Origin of the sequence: Streptomyces sp. CMB-StM0423, assembly GCF_002847285.1 — a bacterium.
In the GTDB taxonomy this organism is placed as follows: domain Bacteria; phylum Actinomycetota; class Actinomycetes; order Streptomycetales; family Streptomycetaceae; genus Streptomyces.
The window spans coordinates 3,954,041-3,976,868 of the sequence record NZ_CP025407.1; the positions used below are offsets into that span (position 1 = coordinate 3,954,041).

The 22,828-nt window shown below is 73.6% G+C and carries 25 protein-coding genes; 13 read left to right on the forward strand and 12 right to left on the reverse strand.

All coding sequences use genetic code 11. The features are described from left to right. Positions 1-100: 100 nt before the first annotated feature. Entirely contained in the window at positions 101-1,036 is a 936-nt protein-coding gene (locus CXR04_RS17135; protein WP_101423282.1) for a M56 family metallopeptidase, read from the reverse strand. Further along, entirely contained in the window at positions 1,033-1,419 is a 387-nt protein-coding gene (locus CXR04_RS17140) for a BlaI/MecI/CopY family transcriptional regulator (protein WP_101423283.1), read from the reverse strand. Before CXR04_RS17140 ends, CXR04_RS17135 begins: the two co-directional genes overlap by 4 nt. Before the next feature lie 98 nt (positions 1,420-1,517). Here CXR04_RS17140 and CXR04_RS17145 point away from each other — a divergent pair, with 98 nt between their 5' ends. The 3 genes from CXR04_RS17145 (at position 1,518) to CXR04_RS17155 (ending at position 4,130) form a co-directional block, all read left to right on the forward strand. Continuing rightward, positions 1,518-2,099 (forward strand): hypothetical protein, encoded by a 582-nt coding sequence (locus CXR04_RS17145; RefSeq protein ID WP_234380282.1) that lies wholly within the window; start codon positions 1,518-1,520, stop codon positions 2,097-2,099. Positions 2,100-2,181: 82 nt separating this feature from the next. Continuing rightward, entirely contained in the window at positions 2,182-2,874 is a 693-nt protein-coding gene (locus tag CXR04_RS17150) for a DsbA family protein (protein WP_101423284.1), read from the forward strand. 56 nt (positions 2,875-2,930) lie between these two features. Continuing rightward, positions 2,931-4,130, forward strand: coding sequence for a hypothetical protein (locus tag CXR04_RS17155; protein WP_101423285.1), 1,200 nt, complete (start codon positions 2,931-2,933; stop codon positions 4,128-4,130). A gap of 24 nt (positions 4,131-4,154) precedes the next feature. On the opposite strand, the gene CXR04_RS17160 is transcribed toward CXR04_RS17155, so the two are convergent. The 3 genes from CXR04_RS17160 to CXR04_RS17170 form a co-directional block, all read right to left on the reverse strand. Continuing rightward, a complete protein-coding gene (locus tag CXR04_RS17160; protein ID WP_101426428.1) occupies positions 4,155-4,817 on the reverse strand; it encodes a DUF305 domain-containing protein in 663 nt (220 codons plus the stop codon). After that, complete coding sequence (locus CXR04_RS17165; RefSeq protein WP_101423286.1) at positions 4,793-5,422, reverse strand: DUF3105 domain-containing protein; 630 nt, start codon at positions 5,420-5,422, stop codon at positions 4,793-4,795. Before CXR04_RS17165 ends, CXR04_RS17160 begins: the two co-directional genes overlap by 25 nt. 149 nt (positions 5,423-5,571) lie before the next feature. Next, positions 5,572-6,186, reverse strand: coding sequence for a hypothetical protein (locus CXR04_RS17170; RefSeq protein WP_101423287.1), 615 nt, complete (start codon positions 6,184-6,186; stop codon positions 5,572-5,574). 350 nt (positions 6,187-6,536) lie between these two features. Here CXR04_RS17170 and CXR04_RS17175 point away from each other — a divergent pair, with 350 nt between their 5' ends. The 3 genes from CXR04_RS17175 (at position 6,537) to CXR04_RS17185 (ending at position 9,279) form a co-directional block, all read left to right on the forward strand. After that, positions 6,537-7,493 (forward strand): arsenic resistance protein, encoded by a 957-nt coding sequence (locus CXR04_RS17175; RefSeq protein ID WP_442802462.1) that lies wholly within the window; start codon positions 6,537-6,539, stop codon positions 7,491-7,493. A 130-nt stretch (positions 7,494-7,623) separates the two neighbouring features. After that, positions 7,624-8,061 carry an NfeD family protein gene (locus CXR04_RS17180; RefSeq protein WP_101423289.1) on the forward strand — a complete coding sequence of 146 codons (438 nt, stop codon included), beginning with the start codon at positions 7,624-7,626 and terminating at the stop codon, positions 8,059-8,061. Positions 8,062-8,151: 90 nt separating this feature from the next. Beyond that, complete coding sequence (locus CXR04_RS17185) at positions 8,152-9,279, forward strand: SPFH domain-containing protein (protein WP_101423290.1); 1,128 nt, start codon at positions 8,152-8,154, stop codon at positions 9,277-9,279. A 51-nt stretch (positions 9,280-9,330) separates the two neighbouring features. Here CXR04_RS17185 and CXR04_RS17190 read toward each other — a convergent pair whose 3' ends face one another. Genes CXR04_RS17190 through CXR04_RS17205 form a run of 4 tightly spaced genes read right to left on the reverse strand, consistent with a single transcriptional unit; the run spans position 9,331 to position 12,571 of the window. Next, positions 9,331-10,443: an ABC transporter ATP-binding protein gene (locus CXR04_RS17190; RefSeq protein ID WP_234380284.1), complete on the reverse strand. Its 1,113-nt coding sequence runs from the start codon at positions 10,441-10,443 to the stop codon at positions 9,331-9,333. Further along, positions 10,440-11,339, reverse strand: a complete 900-nt coding sequence (locus CXR04_RS17195) for an ABC transporter permease (protein ID WP_101423291.1) — start codon at positions 11,337-11,339, stop codon at positions 10,440-10,442. The genes CXR04_RS17190 and CXR04_RS17195 overlap by 4 nt, the downstream gene beginning before the upstream one ends. After that, a complete protein-coding gene (gene modA / locus CXR04_RS17200) occupies positions 11,336-12,163 on the reverse strand; it encodes a molybdate ABC transporter substrate-binding protein (RefSeq protein WP_101423292.1) in 828 nt (275 codons plus the stop codon). Before modA ends, CXR04_RS17195 begins: the two co-directional genes overlap by 4 nt. Positions 12,164-12,184: 21 nt before the next feature. After that, complete coding sequence (locus CXR04_RS17205; RefSeq protein ID WP_199850476.1) at positions 12,185-12,571, reverse strand: TOBE domain-containing protein; 387 nt, start codon at positions 12,569-12,571, stop codon at positions 12,185-12,187. 140 nt (positions 12,572-12,711) lie between these two features. Between CXR04_RS17205 and CXR04_RS34875 the strand changes: the two genes are divergently transcribed. Beyond that, a complete protein-coding gene (locus CXR04_RS34875) occupies positions 12,712-12,852 on the forward strand; it encodes a hypothetical protein (protein WP_159072341.1) in 141 nt (46 codons plus the stop codon). A gap of 27 nt (positions 12,853-12,879) precedes the next feature. Here the strand turns inward: CXR04_RS34875 and CXR04_RS17210 are convergent, their stop codons facing one another. The 3 genes from CXR04_RS17210 to CXR04_RS17220 all read right to left on the reverse strand — a co-directional run bounded on the left by CXR04_RS17210 (position 12,880) and on the right by CXR04_RS17220 (position 16,211). Next, entirely contained in the window at positions 12,880-14,523 is a 1,644-nt protein-coding gene (locus CXR04_RS17210) for a substrate-binding domain-containing protein (protein ID WP_101423293.1), read from the reverse strand. A 142-nt stretch (positions 14,524-14,665) separates the two neighbouring features. After that, entirely contained in the window at positions 14,666-15,385 is a 720-nt protein-coding gene (locus tag CXR04_RS17215) for an SDR family oxidoreductase (protein ID WP_101423294.1), read from the reverse strand. A 10-nt stretch (positions 15,386-15,395) separates the two neighbouring features. Further along, positions 15,396-16,211: a helix-turn-helix transcriptional regulator gene (locus CXR04_RS17220; RefSeq protein WP_234380286.1), complete on the reverse strand. Its 816-nt coding sequence runs from the start codon at positions 16,209-16,211 to the stop codon at positions 15,396-15,398. Positions 16,212-16,482: 271 nt separating this feature from the next. On the opposite strand from CXR04_RS17220, the gene CXR04_RS17225 reads away from it, so the two are divergent. From CXR04_RS17225 to CXR04_RS17250, 6 genes are all read left to right on the forward strand, one after another. After that, the gene (locus tag CXR04_RS17225; RefSeq protein ID WP_101426432.1) at positions 16,483-18,429 is read left to right on the forward strand and encodes a serine/threonine-protein kinase; all 1,947 of its coding nucleotides are present in this window, start codon (positions 16,483-16,485) and stop codon (positions 18,427-18,429) included. Between the two features lie 66 nt (positions 18,430-18,495). Continuing rightward, the gene (locus CXR04_RS17230) at positions 18,496-18,756 is read left to right on the forward strand and encodes a Scr1 family TA system antitoxin-like transcriptional regulator (RefSeq protein ID WP_199850477.1); all 261 of its coding nucleotides are present in this window, start codon (positions 18,496-18,498) and stop codon (positions 18,754-18,756) included. After that, entirely contained in the window at positions 18,731-18,943 is a 213-nt protein-coding gene (locus tag CXR04_RS17235; RefSeq protein WP_101423295.1) for a DUF397 domain-containing protein, read from the forward strand. The genes CXR04_RS17230 and CXR04_RS17235 overlap by 26 nt, the downstream gene beginning before the upstream one ends. Positions 18,944-19,068: 125 nt before the next feature. After that, complete coding sequence (locus CXR04_RS17240) at positions 19,069-21,600, forward strand: discoidin domain-containing protein (RefSeq protein ID WP_101423296.1); 2,532 nt, start codon at positions 19,069-19,071, stop codon at positions 21,598-21,600. 86 nt (positions 21,601-21,686) lie between these two features. Then, positions 21,687-22,301 (forward strand): hypothetical protein, encoded by a 615-nt coding sequence (locus CXR04_RS17245; RefSeq protein ID WP_234380287.1) that lies wholly within the window; start codon positions 21,687-21,689, stop codon positions 22,299-22,301. A 57-nt stretch (positions 22,302-22,358) separates the two neighbouring features. Then, complete coding sequence (locus CXR04_RS17250; RefSeq protein ID WP_101426434.1) at positions 22,359-22,802, forward strand: GNAT family N-acetyltransferase; 444 nt, start codon at positions 22,359-22,361, stop codon at positions 22,800-22,802. The last annotated feature ends 26 nt before the right edge of the window (positions 22,803-22,828 follow it).

A 22,828-nucleotide genomic window follows, 5' to 3' on the forward strand; every position in this document is an offset into this window, starting at 1 on the left:
GTTGCTCCTCATCCTCGGCGGCGACAGGGACCGAAAGGCAACTTAGTAGATTAGTAGAAGCACGGGCAAGCGACCCCCTGCAAGCCGGGGGTACGGGCCGTCAGACCAGCGCGGGCGGGCAGGCCACCAGCAGCGGCACCAGCGGCACCGTCAGCGCGACCGCCGCCACCGCGGCCCGCAGCACCGGGTGCGCGCGCCGTCGCGGGCCCAGCACCCGGCGCAGCCGCACCGGCACCGTCCCGCCGCCGACGGCGAACGCCCCGCTCGGCGCGCGGCAGGCCGCCATCTCGTACATCGCCGTGGCCAGCACCCCGCCCGGGTGCCGCCGCAGCGCGCGGTCGTCCGCGGCCATCTCCAGCAGCAGCGCTGTCTGCCGCCGTACGTGCCGCGCCAGCGGCAGCCCGCGGAACACGGCGGCGAAGCCGTCCGCCGCTGCCTGCGGCAGGTGGTGCCGGCCGGCGACGTGCGCCCGCTCGTGCTCCAGGACCGCGTCGACCTGCGCGGCCGACAGCAGCCGCAGCGCGCCCTCGCTGACGACGACGCGCGCGCGGCGGCCCGGCAGGCAGTACGCGACGGGCGTGCCGTGCGCCACCACGGTGGCGCCCAGCGCGGCCGACCGGCGGCCGACCATGTCGAGCACGGCGCGGTGCCGGGCCCGTACCCGCCGCGCCCGCAACGCGTGCACGCCGACGCTCACCGCCACCGCGCCGGCGACGGCGGCCGGCAGCGCACCCGCCAGCCGGCTCGCAACGCCCGGGTCGGGCCGCCCGGTGCCGAGGCCGAGGTCCACGCCCCGGTCCAGGCCCAGGCCGCAGGAGTGCAGGAAGCCGACGAAGCTGGCGTGCAGATGCTCGGTGGGCGTCGCCAGGTGGTACGCGGCCAGCGCCACGGAGAGCGTGAACGCCACCGCGAGCGCGTGCCACACCGCGACCGCGAGCCGCGGCGCCCGGTGCGGCCACGCGCCGCGCAGCACGAGGCGCGGCGCGACGACGCCCAGCACGGCCGCGTACCCCAGGACCGGCAGCGCCTCGCTCACCCCGGGCCCCGGCTCTCGCCGCGGCGGGCGGCGTCGCTGTCGCGCAGCGCCTTGCGCAGGGCGGCGACCTCGTCGTCGGTCATGCCCTCGACGAAGTGGGCGAGGGCGGCGGACCGGTCCTCGCTGGCGCCGAGGGCGTCCTCCATCAGCGCGGCGGAGTACGCCTCCCGGCTGCGGACGGGGGTGTAGAGCCAGGCCCGGCCCTGTTTCGTACGGACCAGCCAGCCCTTCTGGTACAGGATGTTGGCGACGGTCATGACCGTCGTGTAGGCCAGCTCGCGGTCGTTGTTGATGTCGTCGACGATCTCGCGGACGGTGGCGGGGCGCTCCCACTTCCACAGCCGGTCCATGATCTCCGCTTCGAGATCCCCCAGCCGCCGCATGATCGTTTCCCTCCGCAGGCGTTGCGCGCAGCCACATCGTAGTCAGGGGCGGACCGGGGCCCGGGGCCGGTGGCGGTGCTGGTTAGGCTGCGACGACCATGACCGCTCGTACGTCCTCCGTCCCCGCGCCCGCGCTCGCCGCCGGGTGCGTGCTGCTGCCGCAGCTCGGGGCGGTACTGCCCGCCGGGGCGCTGCGGGCGCAGGGGTGCCTGTGGCTCTTCGCCGTCTCGGCGGTCGCCGGGTGGCTGGTCGCGGGGCGGCAGCGGCGTACGGAGACGGGCGGGCTCGCCGTCCTCGTCGCCGCGCAGCTCGCGCTCGACCTGCTGTGCGTGGTCACCGCCCCCGCGGTCGCCGGCCCGGGGCACCCGCCGTGGGGGCTGGTCGCCGCCCAGGCCGTCGCGCTGCTGATCTCCGCCCGGCTGCTCGGCGCCGCGGACGCGCTGCTGGCGCGCGGCCGGACGGTGGTCGCCGAGGTGCGCGGGTACGTCCTCGCGCACCGGCTCGTACGGGCCGCGCACCCCGCGTACGCGCCGCCCCGCCCGCCGCTCCCCGCCGCCCAGGCGCCGCCCCGCCGGCACCGCGGCCCGGGGCAACTGCGGCTGCGCGCGCCCCCGGTGTACGGCCCGCTCCCCGCCCGGCCACCGGTCCCGGGCCGCCTCGCCCTCGCCCTCGCCTCCTGACGGACGCGGACGGGAACGCGGCGCCGGCCGGCGCCGCCGGTACGTACGCCAGCGCCCGCCCGCACCCCGTCGTGAGGAACCCATGCCCGAGAACCGCAGCACCACCACCCAGAGCGGGAACAAGAAGAAGCACCTCTACGCCACCGTCGTCATCGCCGCCGTCTTCGTCGCGGTCTTCGCCCTCGCCGCCGCCTTCCTGCCCGGCGACGACTCCCCCACCGACGCCGCGCCCGCCGCCGACCCCCGCGTCGTACGCGCCGACAGCCACCGCCTGACCTCGCCCGCCGACAGCGAGCTGACCCTGGTGGAGTTCCTCGACTTCGAGTGCGAGGCGTGCGGCGCGTACTACCCGGCCGTCGAGAAGCTCCGCGAGCGCTACGGCGACCGCGTCACCTTCGTCGCCCGCTACTTCCCCATGCCCGGCCACCGCAACGGCGAACTCGCCGCCCGCGCCGCCGAAGCCGCCGCCCGGCAGGACAAGTTCGACGAGATGTACCGCAAGCTCTTCGACACCCAGGCGGAGTGGGGCGAGGCGCAGGAGCCGAAGGAGGACGTCTTCCGCGGCTTCGCCCGCGAACTGGGCCTGGACCTGGCCCGCTTCGACCGCGACCTGGCGGCCCCGCGCACGGCCGACCGGGTGCGGGCCGACCAGCGCGACGGCCTCGCGCTCGACGTCCAGGGGACACCGACGTTCTTCCTCGGCGGCGAGAAGATCTCCAACCCGCAGTCGTACGAGGACTTCGCCGCCGCCCTCGACGAAGCGCTCGCCCGCTGAACCCGAGACGGCAGAATCGGCCGCGTACCGAGCACCGCACCCCGGAGGAACGTCAATTGCCGTCGGACATCAGCACCTTCACCACCCCCTCCGCGGAGCGCCCGCCCGCCCCCGTACCCGTCGACTGGGCGGCCGTCGAGGACTGGCTCGGGCTGCGGCTGCCGGCCGACTACAGGCAACTCGCCGACCGGCACGGGCCGCTGGACTTCGGCGAATACGTCTGGATCCACGTGCCGTGCGGCCAGCAGGACCGCTTCGACTACGGCGCGTGGCTGCGCGAGACCCACCGGGAGGCGCGGATCGCGGCGCGGAACCTGCCCGAGGCGGAGCGGCCCGCGCTCCACCCCGAGCCCGGCGGACTGCTGGCGTGGGGCTGCACGCGCGGCACCGACGTGCTGTTCTGGGACACCTCGGTCTCCGCCGACCCCGACGAGTGGACCGTGGTGGTACGGCACTCGGGGCCGATACCGGGCAGCGGCCTGCAACCCTGGCACCGCTACGACCTGACGCTCACCGGCTATCTCCGCCACACCGTCCGCGACGCCTGGGAACTACCCACCCCGCCAGGACCGCTGCTCGGCCCGCTGCCGGGCACCGCCGCGCGGACCGCGTTCCTGCCCGACGCCGGGCAGTGGACCCCGCCCGCGCCGGTACCGCCCCGGCTCACCGCGGCCGAGCGCCGCGTCGCACTGGAGACCGGCACCGGGACGACCGCGCTGCGGCTGCTGTCGCCGCCGCCGGCGCGGCCGTACCTCGGCGACGGGTCCTGGGAGGCGCTGTGGGCCGAGCTGGGCACCCGGCTGCCCGGGGAGTACGTGCGGCTCATGGACGAGTACGGCGCCGGGATCTGGGGCGGGTGGCTGCGCTTCCACACCCCGCTGCGGACCGGCGAACGCCGGTTCCGTACGCACGCCGAGAGCATCGCGAACGCGTACCGGGAACTCCATGCCGGCCACCCGGAGTGGTACCCGCTGCCGATCTGGCCCGAGCCCGGCGGCTTCCTCTCCTTCGCCGGCTCCATCGACGGCGACTGCCTCGGCTGGCTCACCGAGGGCAGGGACCCCGACGCCTGGCCGCTGATCGTCTGGCCCCGGCACGCGGACCAGGCCCCGCCACTGGCGGGCGGCCTGGTCGAGACGCTGCTGGACTGGCAGCGCGGGAGGCTGTTCACGCCCGGGTTCGCCGTCCTGGACGAGGACGACGACCCGGTCGAGTTCGCGGGCTTCGAGCCGTGGGACGACAGCGCGTACTGGTGAGCCGCCCGCCGGCGTACGGCGCGGCTACGGCTTCATGATGCCGCCGCGCTCCTCCAGCATGTCCCGCATCAGCTTGATCTCCGACTGCTGCCCGCGCAGCGTGGTCTCCGCCAGCCGCCGCACCACCTGCGTCTCCACCGCGCCCGCCGCCATCTGCGACATCTGCACGCCGCCCTGGTGGTGCGCGGTCATCAGCCGGAGGTACAGCACCTCGGCGTCCTCGCCGTCCGCGGCCCGCAGTTGGCGGAGCTGGGTGTTCGTCGCCATGCCGGGCATCAGCGCACCGTCGCGCGCCTCGAAGGGCATCTCGTGGCCCATCCAGGCCATCGGCGGCTCGCCCGACGACTTCGGCAGCTCCCACGCGTCCAGCCAGCCGAGGAGCATGCCGCGCTGGTTGGCCTGGGTGTTGATGACGTCGTACGCGAGCCGGCGCACGTCCTCGTCGTCGGTGCGGTCGCGCACGATGAGGGACATCTCCACTGCCTGCTGGTGGTGGACGACCATGTCGCGGGCGAACCCGGCGTCCGCGGAGCCGGTGTCCGGGACGGCGGGGGTGTCGTCGCCGTCCGCGCCGGTGGCGAGGACGACGAGGAACGCCCCGCAGACGAGGACCGTGGCGGCCAGCATCGCGAGCGGCCACCGCAGGGCGGGCCGGACGAGCGTCACGCCTCCTTCCCACCGGTGCAGGCGGCACCCTGCTCGGGGGTCTGCGGACCCTGGACGTACTTGTCGAAGAACTTGCCCACCTTCGGGTCGTCCGCCGTCTTGACCGTGAGCTGCTTGCCCCAGGCGGAGAGGGTGATCGCCCCGGTCTGATCGGGGTGGGGGCTCATCAGCGAGTACGGGGTGTTGGTGACGCGCTCGGTGAGCGTCTTGACGTCCCCTTCCTTCGCCTTGTCGCTGTACGTGACCCACACGGCGCCGTGCTCCAGGGAGTGCACGGCGTTCTCGTCGCGTATCGGCTGCTCGTAGACGTCGGCGTTGCAGTTCTGCCAGGCGGGGTCGTGGTCGCCGCCCGCGGGGGGCGTCATCTTGTAGTCGACGTCCTCGGTGACGTGGTTCTGTTCGAGGTCGTCCCAGCTCTGCTCGCCCTTGAGGGGTGCCGCGGCGGCCTTGTCGTCCTCGCGGGCGCTGTCGACGATGAAGTAGCCGCCGACGGCGGTGGCGATCACGACGACGGCGGAGGCGAGATAGGTGACCTGCTTGCTGCGCCGCTCCCGGGCGGCTTCCTTGCGGCGCAGCTCTTCGACGCGGGCACGGCGGGCGGCGGCTTTGGACTTGGCGGAACCCATGGTGTGCGGACCCTTCTCCCCGGGTCGCGCGCCTACGCGGACGCGCGGCGGGGTGATTGCGTAGGGGTGTGGTGGACGGAGTACGGGTGGGCGCACGGGCCGGGCCCCGCGGGCGGCGGTCCGGTTCTGGGCGTGCGCGGGGATCCGTCCTAGGTCCGCTGGACCTGGAGTTGGTGGAGATCGGGGGTGCGGAGGGCCCCGGGCGGGGCCGGGGTGACGCCGCACCCGGCGACGGCGGCCGCACTGGGCGCACACGGCGGCCCGTCACCGGGCTCCGGCCAGGCCCCGGCGCCGGGGAGCGGAGGCGCGGCGGCACGCTCGGAGGCGGCGGGACAGTCACCGGCGGAGCCGCCGGGGGTGTGAGCGGCGGTGCAGTCCTGGGGGAGAGGCGCGCCGGCGGGCGGACGGTCGGACAGGACGACTTCGCCGGGCGTATCGGCGCGGAGGGTGTCGGCGGACGAGGCGTCGGCCGGGGAGGCGGCGGCCGGGAGGCCGCCGGACGATGTGGCGGCGGCCACACGGTCGTCCGCCGGTGCGGCAGCGGTCCGGACGGCGTCGGGCGGGACGTCGGGACGTAGCACGTCCAGGACGTCGCCCTGCAGAACAGCGGCGCGTAGGACGAGCCCATGGCTCGCGGCTGTGTCGGAGCGGCCCGCGTCGGCGCAGGACGCCGCACCGGCGAGGAGGCCCAGGAGGACGAGGACGTAGCCGAGCAGGCGGAGGCGGCGCGTCGCGGCGTCCGGAACCCTGCGTGGCCTGGTCATCGCCGCGAATCGTAGCCCGCCCACCCACGCCGCAACAGCGCCCCGCACCAGGAACGAACCCCCGCGGCCCCCGCCCCGGCAGCACCACGGCCACCCTTCACACCCGCCCCGGGGCCACCACACCAACCCCGCACACCCGCCCAAGGGTAGGCAGCCCCACCGACAACGCCCACCGACAACGCCCACCGACAGGACCTCAGCGCCGACGCCCGCCCGAACCGCACCCGGCCGCGCCACAAGCCCCCGCCCCGGCCACCACCGCTCCGCCGATTACCGTCTAGGGAGCACCGCAGATCACCCCACCCCCGTGAGGAGCAGCCGTGGCGCAGCCGGGCGGGATCGTCGTCGCCATGGAGCGGCATCAGGTCGCCGTCTACCTCGGGGCCCTCGTCGTCGGCGGCGTCGTCGGGTGGGTCGCGCCCGATGCCGGGCCCGGTCTTGAGCACGCCATCAACCCCGTGCTCGCCGCCCTCCTCTACGTGACCTTCCTCCAGGTGCCCGCCGCCCAACTGCTCCGCTCCCTGCGCTCCGGCCGGTTCCTCGCCGCCGCTCTCGTCGTCAACTTCGCCGTCGTCCCGCTCGTCGTGGCCGCGATGTTCGCCTTCCTCCCCGACGAGCAGGCCATCCGCATGGGCGTCCTGCTCGTCCTCCTCACCCCCTGCATCGACTACGTCATCGTCTTCAGCGGCCTCGCCGGCGGCAGCAGCCGCCAGCTCCTCGCCGCCACGCCCCTCCTCCTGATCGCGCAGATGGTGCTGCTGCCCGGTTACCTGTACCTCTTCATGGGCTCCGACCTCGCCGACATCGTCGAGGCGGGCCCCTTCGTCGAAGCGTTCGTCGTCCTCATCGCCATCCCGCTCACCCTCGCCTGGCTCACCCAGGCGTGGGCCGCCCGCCGCCCCGCCGGGCAGAAGACCGCCGACGCGGCGGGCACCGCGATGGTGCCGCTGATGGCCGCGACCCTCGCCACCGTCGTCGCCTCCCAGGTGCCCGAGGTCGACGACAGCGCCGGCGACGTGGCCCGCGTGGTGCCGTTCTACGTGCTCTTCCTCGCCGTGATGGCCTTCGCAGGACTCGGCGTCGCCCGGCTGTTCCGCCTCGACGTCCCCGCCGGCCGCGCAATCGTCTTCACCGGCGCCACCCGCAACTCCCTCGTCGTCCTCCCTCTCGCCCTCGCGCTGCCCGACCGGCTGGCCGCCGCCGCGGTGGTGGTCGTCACCCAGACCCTGGTCGAGGTGGTCGGCATGGTGATCTACGTACGCCTCATCCCTCGGCTGCTGCCGGATCCCGTACGCGCACGAGCCTGACCCCGCGCCCGCCCCCGGCGGCGCGCGGGCGAACAGCCTGCCGAATCCCGGAACCACCTGAACTCGCCTGTTCTGCCCGGCATTTCGGGGAGGTAGGTTGGAGGCGAGTCCCCCGAGGGAGGCTGACGCGATGCCGTGGATCGTCTGGCTGCTCGCCGCCGCGGCGCTCGGTGCCGCCGAGTTCTTCACGATGACCCTGGTCTTCGGACTGCTCGCCGGCGCCGCGATGGTCGCCGCCGTGGTGGCCGGGGTGGGCGTCGGTGCGCTGGGGCAGTTCGTGGCCCTCGGGGCGACGGCGGCAGCGGGGCTCGTCGTCGTACGTCCCGTCGCGCTGAAGCACATGGCGCAGACCCCGCTGACCCGCGACGGCAGCGACGCGCTGCTCGGCAAGCGGGCCGAGGTCGTACAGGAGGTCACCGCGACCCGGGGGCTGATCAAGCTCTCCGGCGAGGAGTGGTCGGCCCGCGCGCTGGACGAGACGGCGGTGATTCCGGTGGGGGCGCTGGTGGAGGTCATGGAGATCGAAGGCGCGACGGCCGTCGTCTATCCCCGCGAACTCCTTCCCTGAGCACCCCGGGCACCCGAACGCCCCGAACGCCCGAGCCCCTGAGCCCCGAGCCCCCGACGGGCCGCAGAACGCACAGCCAACGGAGGAAGTGTGGACCCGGTTGTCATCCCGATGCTCCTGGCGGCGCTGGTCGTCGTCTTTCTCGTGTCGAGCAGCGTGCGGGTCGTCCCGCAGGCCCGCCGCTACAACATCGAGCGCTTCGGCCGCTACCGCCGTACGCTCCAGCCCGGCCTGAACTTCGTCCTGCCGGTGGCGGACCGCGTCAACACCAAGCTGGACGTACGCGAGCAGGTGTACTCGTCCGATCCCCGGCCGGTGATCACCGAGGACAACCTCGTCGTCAACATCGACACCGTGCTCTACTACCAGATCACCGATCCGCGGAAGGCCGCGTACGAGGTCTCCGACTACCTCCAGGCGATCGACCAGCTCACCGTCACCACCCTGCGCAACGTGATCGGCGGCATGGACCTGGAGGAGACCCTCACCTCCCGCGAGGAGATCAACGCCCGGCTCCGCTCCGTCCTCGACGACGCCACCGGCAAGTGGGGCATCCGCGTCAACCGGGTCGAGATCAAGGCCATCGACCCGCCGCACAGCATCAAGGAGGCGATGGAGAAGCAGATGCGCGCCGAGCGCGACAAGCGCGCCGCGATCCTGCACGCCGAGGGCGAGCGGCAGGCGAAGATCCTGACCGCCGAGGGCACGAAGCAGAAGGACATCCTGGAGGCGCAGGGCGCGCAGCAGGCCATGATCCTGCGGGCGGACGGCGAGGCGCAGGCGGTGGAGCGGGTGTTCCAGGCCGTCCACCGCAACAACGCCGACCCGAAGATCCTGGCGTACAAGTACCTGGAGACGCTGCCGCACCTGGCGAAGAGCGACAACAACACGTTCTGGGTGATCCCCGGCGAGCTGACCGAGGCGGTACGCACCGTCACCACCGCCTTCGGCGACAAGTCGGCGCCGGGCGTCCCCCAGGCCGTACAGGCGAACGAGGGGGCGACGGCGGCGACGGGAGACGCACAGCCGCCGGCGCTGGACAAGGCCGGGGCGCCCGAGCTGGCCGCCGCGCCCAAGCCCGCGCTCGACGCGGTGGCGGCGGCGGTGGAGGCCGCGAAGGGGGCGGACGCGGCGGTGGGCGAGGCCAGGGCGGAGGCAGGGGCGGCGGGTTCGCCGCAGCCGCAGAAGGCGAACAAGGCGAAGCCGGACGACGAGTAGCGGGGCGGCCCTGGCCGGGCCGGCCGACCAGGCCGCGCCCGGCCGCCGGGTTCAGGCCGGGTACGCGTGTGTCTGGGTCGCCTTCACCGCCGCCCAGACCTCGGCGCCCGGGTGCAGGTCGAGTTCGGCGGCCGCGGTGGTGGTCAGGTCGGCGGCCAGGGGGAGTTCGCCGGTGAGTTCGGCGCGGATCTGGTCGGCGTGGGTTTCGAGTCCCGCGACCGCGCAGCGCCAGAGGTTGCGGGCGCTGGAGCCGGTCGGCCGGTCCCGGTGCAGGGTCACGGCACTGGGTGGGAAGGCGACGAAGACCGGCCCGGTGAGGTCGTCCGCCGTGGTGATCGCGGGTCCTTCGTCGAGGTCGACGGAGTGGCCGCGGGCCCGCCCCCGGTAGAGGTTGAGGCCCACGAGGTGGGCGATGTAGTCGGTACGCGGGTGGCGGGCGATGTCCGTGGGGGCGCCCTGCTGCACGATACGGCCGTCCTCGATGACCACGAGGCGGTCCGCCAGCACCATCGCGTCCAGCGGATCGTGGGTGACCAGCACGGCGACGGCCTCGAAGCCGGCGAGGTGGCGGCGGAGCTGGGCGCGGACGTCCAGGCGGGTACGGGCGTCGAGCGCGGCCAGCGGTTCGTCCAGGAGCAGCAGCCGGGGGCGGGTGGCCAGGGCGCGGGCGAGGGCGACGCGCTGGGCCTGGCCGCCGGAGAGCCGCCGGGGCTTGGCGGCGGCGTGCTCGGAAAGGTCCATCCGCGCCAGCCAGGCGGCGGCCTCGGCGCGGGCCCCGGCCTTGGTGGCGCCGTGGCAGCGCGGCCCGAAGGCGACGTTGTCCAGGGCGCTGAGGTGCGGGAAGAGCAGGTAGTCCTGGAAGACGACCCCGACCGGGCGGTCCTCCGGCGGCGTACGGTCCAACTCGGCGGCGTCGAGGCGCAGATGCCCGTCGGTGAGCGGGAGGAGGCCCGCGAGGGCGCGCAGGGCGGTGGTCTTGCCGGCGCCGTTGGGGCCGAGGAGGGCGAGGACGTCGCCGGGGCGCGCGGTGAGCGCCACGTCGAGCCGGAAGGCGCCGCGCTCGACCACGAGCCGGGCGTCGAGCCCGCTCTCGCCGGGCGTCTCCGCGCGTGTCTCCGCGCGGATCTCCCCGCGCGTCCCTCCTCGTACCGAATCGTCGTTCATGCCGAGGTCATCCACCGGTCCCGTAGCCCCGCGAGCACCGCCACCGACACCGCGAGCAGCACCAGGCTCAGCGCGATCGCCGCCTCCGGATCGCTCTGCAGCGCGAGATAGACGGACAGCGGCATCGTCTGCGTACGCCCCGGGAAGTTGCCCGCGAACGTGATCGTGGCGCCGAACTCGCCCAGCGCCCGCGCCCACGCCAGCACCGCACCGGCCGCGATGCCCGGCGCGACCAGCGGCAGGGTGACGCGGCGGAACGCCGTGAAGCGGGAGGCGCCGAGCGTGGTGGCGGCCTCCTCGTAGCGTGGGTCCGCGGCCCGTAGCGTGCCCTCGACGGCGATGACGAGGAACGGCATCGCCACGAACGCCTCCGCGACCACCACCCCCGCGGTCGTGAACGGCAGCGTGACCCCGAACCAGTCGTCCAGCCACCGCCCCACGACCCCGTTGCGCCCCAGCGCCATCAGCAGCGCCACGCCGCCGACCACCGGCGGCAGCACCAACGGCAGCGTCACCAGCGCCCGGACGAGCCCGCGCCCCGGGAACTCCACCCGCGCCAGCAGCCACGCCAGCGGCACCCCGATGACCAGGCTCAGCGCCGTCGCCGCCGTCGCGCAGACCAGCGAGAGCCGCAGCGCCTGCCACACCTCGGTGCTGGTGAGCAGCTCCGGCATGCTGCTCCACGGGGCGCGGAGCAGCAGGGCGAGGAGCGGCAGGACCAGGAACGCGAGACCGAGCAGCGCCGGTACGAGCAGCGGCAGCGGCGCCCCGCCGCGGCCGGGCGGGCGGGACCGGGACCGCGGCCGGGACCGCACACCGCGCCGGCGGAGCGGGGCGGGGCCACCGGCCAGGGTGTCCGCCGCCTCGCCCTTGTCCGCGGCGGAGGGGAGCGTCACGGCTTGAGGAACCCGGCCCCGGTCAGCACCTTCTGCCCCTCGGCCGACTGCACCAACTCGACGAACGCCTCGGCCGCGGCGGCGTTCGGCGCCTCCTTGAGGAGCGTGATCGGGTAGTCGTTGATCGCGTCGGCGGACTCGGGGAAGTCCACGCCCTCCACCGTGTCGCCGGCAGCCTGAACGTCGGTCTTGTAGACGACGGCGGCGTCGGCCTCCTTCAGCACCACCTTGTTGAGGGCGGACTTGACGTCCTCCTCGTACGACACGGGGGTGAGCTTCAGCGCGCTGGCGTCCAGGGCCTTCTGCGCGGCCGACCCGCAGGGCACGGTCCCGTCGCAGAGCACGACCTTCAGGCCCGAGTCGGTGAGGTCCTTCAGCGAGGCGATCCCGTCCGGGTTGCCGGGCAGGGTGGCGATCTCCAGTTGGTTGCGCACGAAGGTCTCGGGGGTGCCGGCCGCGGCGTCCGCGTCCGTGACGATCTCCATCGTCGTGGGGCTGGCAGAGGCGAAGACGTCGGCGGGGGCGCCGCCGGTGATGCTCGCCGCCAGGGCGTCGCTGCCGCCGAAGCTGAACGTCACCTTCGTACCGGGGTGGTCCTTCTCGAACTGCGCGCCGAGCTTCTCGAAGCTCTCGGTGAGGGAGGCGGCGGCGAAGACGGTGACCTCGCCGGACAGCTCACCGGACGCGGACTCGTCGTCCTTCCCGGAGTCCGAGCCCGAGTCCGAGTCGGAGCAGGCGGTCAGCGCCAGCAGGGCGGCGGCGCCCGCGCCGGCTATGCGGAGGGTGGGGCGGTAGCCGCCGGTCCGGCGTGCGGAACGGGTCATCACAGGTCCACTCCCTGACGTCTACGGTCTCTCGACGACCACGTTGGTCGACTTGATCACTGCCACCGCCGGAACGCCCGGCGCCAGCTCCAGCTCCTCGGCCGACTCCCGGCTGACCATGGACACCACCCGGAAAGGCCCCGCCTGGATCTCCACCTGCGCCGAGACGTCCCCCATGTGCACGTCGGTGACGATCCCGGCGAAGCGGTTGCGCGCGGACGACCCGGTGGACTCCCGCTCCGCCCTGTGCATCTCCCTGGCGTACGCCGCGAGCGCCGCCCCGGGGATGATCCTGCGCCCCGCGTCGTCGCGCTCGGCGGTCAGCTTTCCGGCGTCGACCAGCCGCCTGACGGTGTCGGCGCTGACACCGAGCAGGGCGGCGGCATCTCCCATCCGGTACGTGTGCATGCGCCGATGATAATGCCGCACCTGCGAGGCAAAAGTCACTGGGTCCTTTGCACAAGCCTGGCAATACTGGAAATGGCTTGGCATGTGCGTTTCTACGGGCCCGCCGCCCGGGTACGGTGACCCGCGGGAGGTGGTGGCCCGTGACCCGTACCCGCGCAGCCACCGGTACGCCCGCCCGCCCCGCGGCGGAGCTTGTCCTCACCGGGGACCTCGCCCGCCCGGCCCGGCCGACGGTGGCCGACCTCCGCGGCTGGCCCGGCGCGTACCGGCCGCCGCTCTGACATGCGCCACGCTCTCCGGCGTACGCCTCACACCGGGCGGCACTCCCCGGTGTTCCGGGCCTCGGAGCACAGGCCGTGGCCCTGGTCGCGGAGGATGTCGCGGCCGGTCTGCTGGGTGAGGAAGTTGAGGAAGGCCGCGGCGATCGAGCCGGCCGGGGGCTCGCCGTAGGTGTACGCGAACTCCGTCTGCCAGTACGGGTAGTTGGCGTCCTCGACCCCCGCCGCGGTCGGCTCCCTGCCGTCGATCCTCAGCTTGACCAGCTCGCCGGCCGCCCGGTGGCCGTCCACGCCTGCGGCCTCGCTGTAGCCGACCGCACCGGCCCTGTCGGCGGTGGCGGCCAGCATCGTGTCCGTACTGCTGACCTCGCAGCGCCCGTACCGCCGCGCCTCCAGCGCGGCGCAGTCGGTCTCCGTGAACTGCGGCGGTTCCTTGCCGTTCAGCACCTTCTCGACGAGGGTGCTGCGGGTGCCGGAGCCGGGTTCGCGGTTGACGAGGTGGACGGGGACGTCGTCGCCGCCGAGTTCCGACCAGTTCCTGACCCGGCCGGCGAAGACGTCCCGTATCTGATCGAGCGTCAGGTTCTCCACGCCCGCGTCCTTGTTGACGACGAGGGTGAAGACGGAGAAGGCGACCGGCCGCGGTATCAGCCGGGGATGGCCCGCGGAGGCGAGGCCGTCGGTGAAGGCGAGGTGGTCGCCGAGCCCCTTGCCGACCGGGATCTTCGCGTCCGCACCGGCCGCGTCCAGGTCGGTCACGCCGTCCGTACTGCCCCGGAAGGTGTCGTCCTCCAGCGGAATCGACACGTCCGCCCCCTCGCAGCGGGCCAGGTAGTCCTCCGCGGCGGCCCGTACGGCGGGCGCGAAGGCGGTGGAGCCGTGCAGGTGCAGCGTGCCGTCGACGCAGCCCAGCGGGGGGCGTTGGTCGTCGCGGAGGAAGAGTGTGAAGGACGCCTGCACGACGACCGCCGCGATCAGGATCCAGATGGCCCACCACGCGGGCCGCGAGGCGAAGACGTGGCTCTCGGTCCTGGTCGCCCGCAGCCGCAGGAACCGCACCAGCGGGTCGTACCACCGGTCGAGCCCGTCGGTCCCCTGCACGATGGGCGGCGGAAACCGGTCGGTCCCGTTGTCGTCGGGCCACCGCTCCAGCACGACGAGCACCTTGTACTCGGACCCGCGCGGCAGCGTCACCTTGGGCAGTTGGATGGTGCCCGTACGGTCCGTCTCGTTGTTGTGCCGCCGGAACCCCGGCTTGGCGACGACCTCGCGCACGGTGTCGCCCTCGGTCCGTACCTCGAAGAAGAAGTCGCGCAGCACCTCGTCGCTCGGGTCGGTGAGCACCACGGCCGTGACCCGCCGGTCCCGGAAGGTGACCTTGATGCCGTGGTGGTCCACCGGATCGGCGAGATAGTCCTCGGACACGATCTTCGTCGACCCGGCGTTCTCGATCCGCAGCAGGACGAACGAGGGATCCTTGAGGTGGTGCCCGTCGTGCTGCATGTCCCCCAGCACCCCGGCATACGGCTTGTTGGCCGCATCGGCGGCCAGGGTGTCCATCTGCACCCGGTACCCGAGCCGCTTCCGGCCGATGACGGCGAACTCCCACAGGAACGCCACCACGGGAAACGCGAGACTGAGAATCGCGATCCACTGCTCGACCCGTTCGCCCACCGCCAGGCCCCCTGAATTCCTTGCACAGAGAAAGGAGTTGGAAGGAGACCAGGGTGCGGAGTGACCACGGCAGACCGCCGGAGATGCCGAAACCGTCCGGCCAATGTTCATCCGGGATCCATTTACGCCATGTCGTGTTCGCTCAGATCAGCAGGCCGCCCGTGGCGCGGAGGTTCTGGCCGGTGATCCAGGCGGCGTCCGGGCCCGTCAGGAACGAGACCACCGCGGCGATGTCCTCCGGGTGGCCCAGGCGCTGGAGGGCGGTCATGGCCGCGGTCCGGGTAAGGGCTTCCGGGGGGTTGGTGGCGCGGAGGAGGGCTGTCTCCGTGGCGCCGGGGGAGACGGTGTTGACCGTGATGCCACGGGGGCCCAGTTCCCGGGCGGCGACCTGGGTGAACTGCTCCAGCACCGCCTTGCTCGCGCAGTACAGCGCATGGCCCGGGGCCGGGACCACCGTGTTGAGGGTGGAGATGTTGACGATCCGGCCGCCGTCCGGCATCAGGGCCGCCGCCTCGCGCATCGCCAGGGCGCCGAACCTCGCGTTCGCCGCCAGCACCCGGTCGAACTCCGCCGCCGTCAGCTCCGCCAGCGGCAGCCGCGGGTTGACCGCCGCGTTGTTGACCAGGATGTCGAGGCCGTCGCGGACCGGGGCGAAGGCGTCGGCGAGGGCGTCCGGTTGCTCCTGGTCCGCGCGGACCGCCGCCGTGCCCGGGACCTCGCGTACGACCTCCGCCGCCGCCGTCTCGTTCTCCTTGTACGTGAAGACCACCCGCGCGCCGTCGCGCGCCAGCCGGGTCACGATCGCCCGGCCGATGCCCCGCGAACCGCCCGTCACCAGCGCCGTCTTACCGTTCAGCAGCATGCGCGGGACGCTATCCGGCGGCCGGCTCCCGGTATTGAAGGTTTGCGCACAGCGCGGTGGGCGTCAGGCCAGTCAACTCCCGTACGTCCCGGGTGAAGTGCGGCTGGTCGGCGTAGCCGCAGGTGGCGGCGATGGCAGCGAGGTCGTGCGCCGGGCCGGCCAGCCGGCCGACCGCGTGCTGGAGGCGGGCGATGCGGGCCACCCGGCCCGGCGGCATGCCGACCTCGCGCCGGAAGGCCAGCTCCAGGTAGCGGCGGCTGACGCCCAGCCGGGCCGCCAGCGCCGGGACGGGGATCCGGCGGCCCTGGCGCTGGAGCCGGTGCCAGGCCGCGGCGACGAGGGTGGTGGCCGGACTGCCGGTCCCCGCCTCCAGCCAGGTCCCCATCGTCTCCTCCAGTACGTCCAGCCTGCCGGGCCCCGCCTCCGCCAGCCGCTCCGCCAGTTCCTCCTCCCGCCGCCGCCCCAGCACGTCCGCCAGCTCCACCGTCTCGCCCACGAACTCCCGCGCCGGCACCCCCAGCAGCGCCGCCGTGCCCGCCGGGGTGAGGCCGACGGTGACGCCCTCGCGCCACCGCTGCGTGGTGTGGATGCCGTACGCGGAGCGGGCGCCGGTGACGAGGCGGTCGGCGCCCGTGACGTCGATGACGAGGACCGTGGCGTTGACCGGCAGCAGCCGGTGGCGTACGGGCGTACCGCCGCCCGCGCGGAACGCCGAGCAGCCGACGACGTACGGCGCCAGCCGGGGCGGGGGCGTGCCGACCACCGACTCACACGGGGCGGGCTGCGCCTGCGCCGGGATGGAGTGCACGTTCACGTTCACCACCACGATGATTCCTCAAGCCGCTTCGCCCCGGCAGCGGCTCACACGTGTTGATCACCCCCTCGCGACCGGTCGTGGAGGTGGGGACCCCGGCGGCCAGGGCGGAAGCTGGCTGTCATCCAGTCAGTCGTCCGATCACTTCCGGCCAGACTGCGGCCACCGCTGAGGGCGACTGTTGAAAGCGCTGGTAACTCTGCGCACAGTCCTCCTTACACAGTAGGTTCGATCCGGCGCGTGGCGCTGGTCGCGTGTGCAGGGTCGAGCGAGGGGGTGGATCTTGCGTTCCGGAGAGGAATTCGCCGACCGCTACGTCCTCAAGGAGGTCATCGGCGCGGGGCGCGGCGGCGATGTGTGGCTGGCACACGACACAGTGGTGGGTCAGGACGTCGCGCTGAAGCCGGAGCGGACGGACGGCGAGGGCGAGACAGCGGTGCGTCGGCTGTTGGGCGAGCCGCGGACCATGGCCAAGTTCCGCGACCATCCTCACGTCGTGACCCTGTACGACGTCGTCACCGTGGCGCCGGAGGCCGACGGGGGCGACGCGGACACGTACTGGTTCGTCATGGAGTACGTGCCCGGCGGCGGCCTGGACCGGCTGCCACCAATCTCCCCCGAACAGGCGGCCCGCATCGGCGCCCAACTCGCCGACGCGCTGGTCGCCCTGCACGAGGAAGGCATCGTTCACTGCGATGTCAAGCCCGCGAACATCGGCCTCACGCGGCGCGGCGACGCGAAGTTACTGGACTTCGGAGCGGCCTACCGGGTCGGCGGCCGCGAGACCATCACGTTCAACGGCCCCTTCAGCTACACACCGGACTACGCAGCTCCTGAACTGGCCCGGGGCAGTGTCCCCCGGCCGGTATCGGACGTGTTCTGCCTGGCGGCCACCCTCTACGCCCTGGTCACCGGTACGCCGCCGCGTGGCAGCGAGCCAGGGGAGAGGGAGAGCAACGACCACCAGGAGGACACGGACTCCTGGGAGAACACCCGGAGTCTGAGGCACTTACAGGCCGAGCAGGGCTTCGTCGAGTTGGACACCGACGCCGTGGGGCCGCTGTCCCCCGCGCTCGCCGCCATGCTCCGACGCAACCCCCGGCAGCGCCCCGATGCCACGGAGGCCAAGCAACTGCTGGAGGACGTCGCCGCAGCCGGCCCTCGATCCTCGAAGGACACGGCTTCAGCACTCGGGGACGCTGCCGCCGCCGACACCCTCACAAAGCGCCGACGCCGGCCACTGCTCGCAGCCGCGCTCGGGGTCGGTGCTGCTGTGACGGCTCTGGCACTCGTCTTCATCCTCGGCGGCGACGGCGAGGACGGAAAGCCCGCCTCCGAGGACGGCCAGAGCGGGCAACTGGGGGCGCAGGCCCTGATCGGCAGCCCGCACACGGCGGACGTGTGTGCCCTCGCCGACACCTCCGTTCTCGACCAGTTCGCCGGCAAGGACGTCCGCAAGGATGTGGACCACGGGAACTTCGACCGCTGCGACGTGCTGGTAGAAGTCGACGATGAGACCCGGATCGACGTAAAGATCCGCCTCCTTCAGAGCGCGCCGCCCCAGGGGGCCGAACCCTTCCGCACGATCGGGAGGATCGACATCGTCGAAGACGAGCCGGAGGACGATGAGTGCAGCCGGCTGCTGACCACCGGCGGCAGCACCGGGGAAACGGTGGTCCAGGTCCGCGTCAACATGGGCAAAGGCTCGGTGAACGGCGGCAACGCCACCCTGTGTACGGTCGCAGAAAGAGCCGCTGCGAGCGCGGCCGAGGTCCTCGACGCCGGTCCGATCCCCCGCCGTGCATCGGCTTACCCGCAAACCTCGCTGGTCTGGGGGAATGCCTGCACACTCCTCGACGCCACCGCGCTGTCCGCCGTTCCCGGCCTCAGGGCCGACGTGCCGGACGCCGCAATCGCGAACTGGAGCTGCGAGTGGTCCAGCACCGTCGACGAGCTCGATGCAGGGGTGAGCTTCTTCCGGGACCAGCCCGGCTCCGCTCAGGACGGCACGGTCCTCACACTCAGTGGATATCGCACGGTCGTCAAAACGAACGACGAAGGCGACACCTGTAGCGCGCTTGTCGAGCACCACAGGTACAAGGGCCAGGATGCCGTGACCGCCGCCGAGATGGTACGCATCGACGTCCACGGTGAGCGTCCCACCGAGGATCTCTGCGGGATGGCGAAGGACCTCGCGGCATCCGCCGCCGCCCGGCTCCGCGCGCGATGACGGCAGCAGGCACACGTGCGGCACCCCTGCCCGGCCAGTCGCTCCGTCGTCCACCCGCCGAGGGCGATGCCCGAAACTCCCGGCCACGCGGGTGCCCCCGCGTCGGCACTGTCGTTTAGCCTGCTGACGCAGGCCGACGGGGCGGCAGTCCTCTACTCGGAGACGACCGGGCACGGGTACGTGAACGACTCCGCGACGGCCGTAGGCGAGTGGACGGCCACGTACGATCGGCTGCGCGCTTCGGCCGAGTCGGGGATCCGGTCACTGCGCCTCATCCACTCGATCATGGAGGAGCACGCGGATGAGCGGCACGCCAAACCCGCGTGACCTGCGTTGGATCAGCAGCACATACAGCGACGCTCAGGGCGGCAACTGCGTCCAGTGGGCATCCGACCACGCGTGTGCGACAGGTGAGGTCCTGGTCCGTGACAGCAAGGACCAGCACGGCCCCCACCTGACCCTCACCCGCGAGGGGTTCGCCGGTCTCGTGGAGTTCGCCCAGCGCCACGGCTGACCCGCGCCACTCACCGACGTCCGAGTAACCGGCCCTCGCCTCACGGCGGGGGCCGCGATCTACTCCCCGGCGGGCACAGGGGTTACAGTCGGGGCCCGGACCGCGGCGACGGGAGGCATCCCGCAATGGCGACCCCGACTCCCTTCCCCCGCAGGCGGTTTCTCCTCGCGAGCGGGGCGACCGCCGCCGGACTTGCCCTCGGCACGCCGGGGGTCGGTGCCGCCGCCCCCGGGCCAGGGCCTGAAGCGCTGCTCTACCACCGGCTCCTGCTCCGCCACACCCGCTGGGTCGAGACGCAGTGGGACGCCGCCGGTCGCTACCCGCTCGCCGACTTCGGCTTCGTCAGCGTCCTCGGCAACGCCGTGCTGCTCACCCACGGCACGTACGACGCGGACCTCGCCGGCGTCGGCCGCGACACGCTCGCCGACCACACCGTACGGACCATCCGGCACTTCGCCGCCACCAACTTCTGGGCCACCGGGGCGACCTGGGGCGGCGGCGGGTACGAGTGGGGCGGGAGGGTGTTCTGGGACGGGACGTTCGAGTCGTACTTCGTCGCCGCCGCCCGGCTGCTCTGGGACCAACTCGACGCCGCCACCCGCGCGCACGTCGACGCCATCGCCGTCCGCGGCGCGCAGTACGTCGCGGGCCTCGGCGCCGGCGAGGACCCGCGCAGCGGCGGCTGGTCGTCCAACGGGCTCACCGGCGGGCACCGCGGCGACTCGAAGATCGAGGAGATGGGCGCGAAGTCGATGCCGCTGGCCACGGGCCTCGCGTACCACCCGGACCACCCGGACGCCGCCGCCTGGCGGGAGTGGCTGACCCGCTGGCTGTCGAACATGACGGGACTGCCCTCCGCGGACCGCGAGAACGACACCCGGATCGACGGCCGCCCGGTGTCCGAATGGAACACCGCGCAGAACATGTACGAGGGCCACGTCGTGGAGAACCACGGCACCTACGCGCCCATGTACCAGCAGTCCACCGGCGCGTACCCCGGGCGCAACGCCCTCCACTTCCTCATCGCCGGCGCCCCGCTGCCCGAGGTGCTCGCGAAGCAGCCCAACGCGGCCGGGCTCTGGCGCACGATGACCCACCTCGGCACCGCCTCCGGGCTCTCCTCGCACCCCATGGTGGCCGACCGCTACCACCTCTACGGCCGCGACGTACTCCCCCTGACCTGGCGCCGGATGGGCCAGGCCGACCCGTACACCGCCCGCGCGGAGCGGATGCTCGCCGCGCATCTGGAGCCGTATCTCGCGTACCCGCCGGAGAACCGGCTGACGAAGTTCAGCGGCGAGCCGAAGTACGAGCCGGAGGCGCGCGCGGAGGTGGCGATCGCGTACCTGCTGCACGTCTGGCGCGACCGGCTGCACGGCGACGTCCGGCCGGTGAGCGAGGCCCGCTACTGGGCGAACGTGGCCGGGGCGACGGACTACGGCGCCGAAGTCGGGCTGGTCGCACACCAGTCGGCGCGGGCGCTGGCGATGGCGGTGAGCAAGGCGGGGCACGTGAAGTTCGCGTTCCTGCCCGAGCACGACGACTGGCTCTTCGACGTCACGGGCGCGTCCCCCGCTTTCCTGCCGGGCACCGCCCTCGCGGTCACCGGCCGCCGCGTCGCCCGCTACACGCGGGCCGCCGACGGCTTCGACGGCTCCGCCACGGTGCTGCGCTTCGCGCAGGGCACCGCCGGCTACGCGACGCTGCCCACCGGCGCGGTCGTCTACGCCACGTCAGGACTCGCCCCCGACGAGGGGCGGCTGCGGCTGCACACCCTGGCCATGCCGGGCGTACGGGGCCTCGACGGCGACCGTACGTTCCACGGCCCCGGCGGCGCCGTCACCCTGGCCCCCGACGGGGGCGACGGCGGGGTGGACGAGGTGCGCTTCCCGGCGGTCGCGGCGCGGCACGTACGGATCCTCGGTGCCCGGCCCGCGACGCAGTACGGCTACTCCCTCTGGCGCGTCGAGGTCTACGCTCCCGGCACCGCCCCCGGCTCCGGCACCGACCTGGCCCGCGGCCGTACCGCCACCGCCTCGTCCGCCGACCCCGCGTACCCGCCGCCGAACGCCACGGACGGCGACCCCGCCACCCGCTGGGCGGTGGCCCGCGCGGAGCGGCCGCGGGCGGACAGTTGGCTGGCGGTGGACCTGGGCGCGGAGCAGCGGGTGGACCGGGTGCTGCTGGGGTGGGAGGCGGCGTACGGCGCGGAGTACCGGGTGCAGGTGTCCGCGGACGGCACCGGCTGGCGCGACGTGGCGGCGGTGCCGGCGGCGCACGGCTTCGCGGGGAACTGGGTGAACGTCGACGACCGGGCCGGTTTCGTCGTACGCGGCGGAAGCCACCCGATCCGCGTGACGGCCGGCTCCGTCACCCTCTCCGCGGGCCCGGCCGCCCCGCTCGTCGCCGAGGGCTACCCGGCACAGCGCGCGGGCCGCACCCGCGCCCTGGCAGCCGCCCCCGCCCCGACCACCGACGCGCCCGGCGTGGCAGCCGCGCTGGCCGACGGCCACCTCGCCGTCTTCAACCTCACCGGCACCGCCGTCCAGGCAACCGTCCACGTCCCCGCGCAATCGGACGAGGACCCCGCCCGCACCGTCCGCGTAGACCTCCCGGCCGCCGCGGCCACCATCCTGCCGCCCGCCCCCGGTGCGTGACGTCCGCTACAGCGTGACCTGCGGCAGTAGGCGAGAATCGTCCGGGGCTGATGCCAGGGGGGCGCGTGGTGACGAGGAGTGCCGGAATGCGCAGAGGCGCGGTCGCCGTGGTCGCGGTCGTGCTGGGCGCGGTGGTCGCGGCGGGGTGCGGCGAGGAGAGCGGCGCGGATTCCGGTCCGGGTTCCGGTACGGGTACGCCGTCGGGCGGCGGCTCCCCTTCCACCGCGGAGGAGTACGCCGAGGCCACGCGGAAGGAGCACGACCGGGCGTGGCCCGACGTCGCGCGGGAGTGCCGCGACGTGCGGCCGGAGCCCTCGGAAGCGGTCGGCGACGGGGGCGAAGGTGCCGTGCCCGAGAACCCCAAGTACGGGGAGAACAACGCCTACAAGCAGACGACCGACGTCACCCCCGACGAGCTGTGCCGGGGCGAGGCCCACGCCGTGCGCATCGCCGCCGCGCTCAAGGACGCCGCCCCCGCCGACCTCAAGGACGAGGAGCGGATCCGGCGCCTCTTCGAGGACCTCGGCTACACCGGGGACACCGTCTCCGCGCGGCAGAACGACGGGGGCCTCGTCTGGTGGGACGTGCTCGTGGCCGGGGCCGGTCCCTGCATCAGCGGCAACACCGACCCGGCCGCCGAGATCGACGTACACGGTGTCTACATGGAAGGCGGCTGCACCGAGCCCGCCGGCGGGCACTGACCAACTGCGGAGGACCGCGGTTTGACGCGCGGGCCGTGCGCGATGTTGGCTGCCCGGGTGTCCGATCTCCGCTTCACGCCGCCGGCCGACGACGAGGCGCTCCGGGACTGGCGCCGCGTCCACAACGCGACGATCCCGACGCATCACCTCTCCCTGGACGACGTACGGGACCGGGCGTGGCGGCACCACCTGGAGCTGGCCTACGCCGGTGACGTGCTCGCCGGCTGCAGCACCGTGCGCCCGCCCGAGGACGGCACCCGCACCGCCACGGTCATCGCCCGCGTCCTCGCCGACCACCGCGGCCGCGGCATCGGCGAGGAGCTGTACGCGCGCGGGCTCTTCAAGGCGTGGGAGCTGGGCGCGGAGCAGATCGCGACCGTGGTCCTGTCGTCGAACCACAGCGGCCTGCGCTTCGCGCGCGAACACGGCTTCGTCGAGACCGAACGCTACGTGCTGCCGGGCGAGACGGTCCCCTGGATCGACATGAAACTGGCCCCCTAGGGACCGCCCCCTCCCGCCGCACGGCA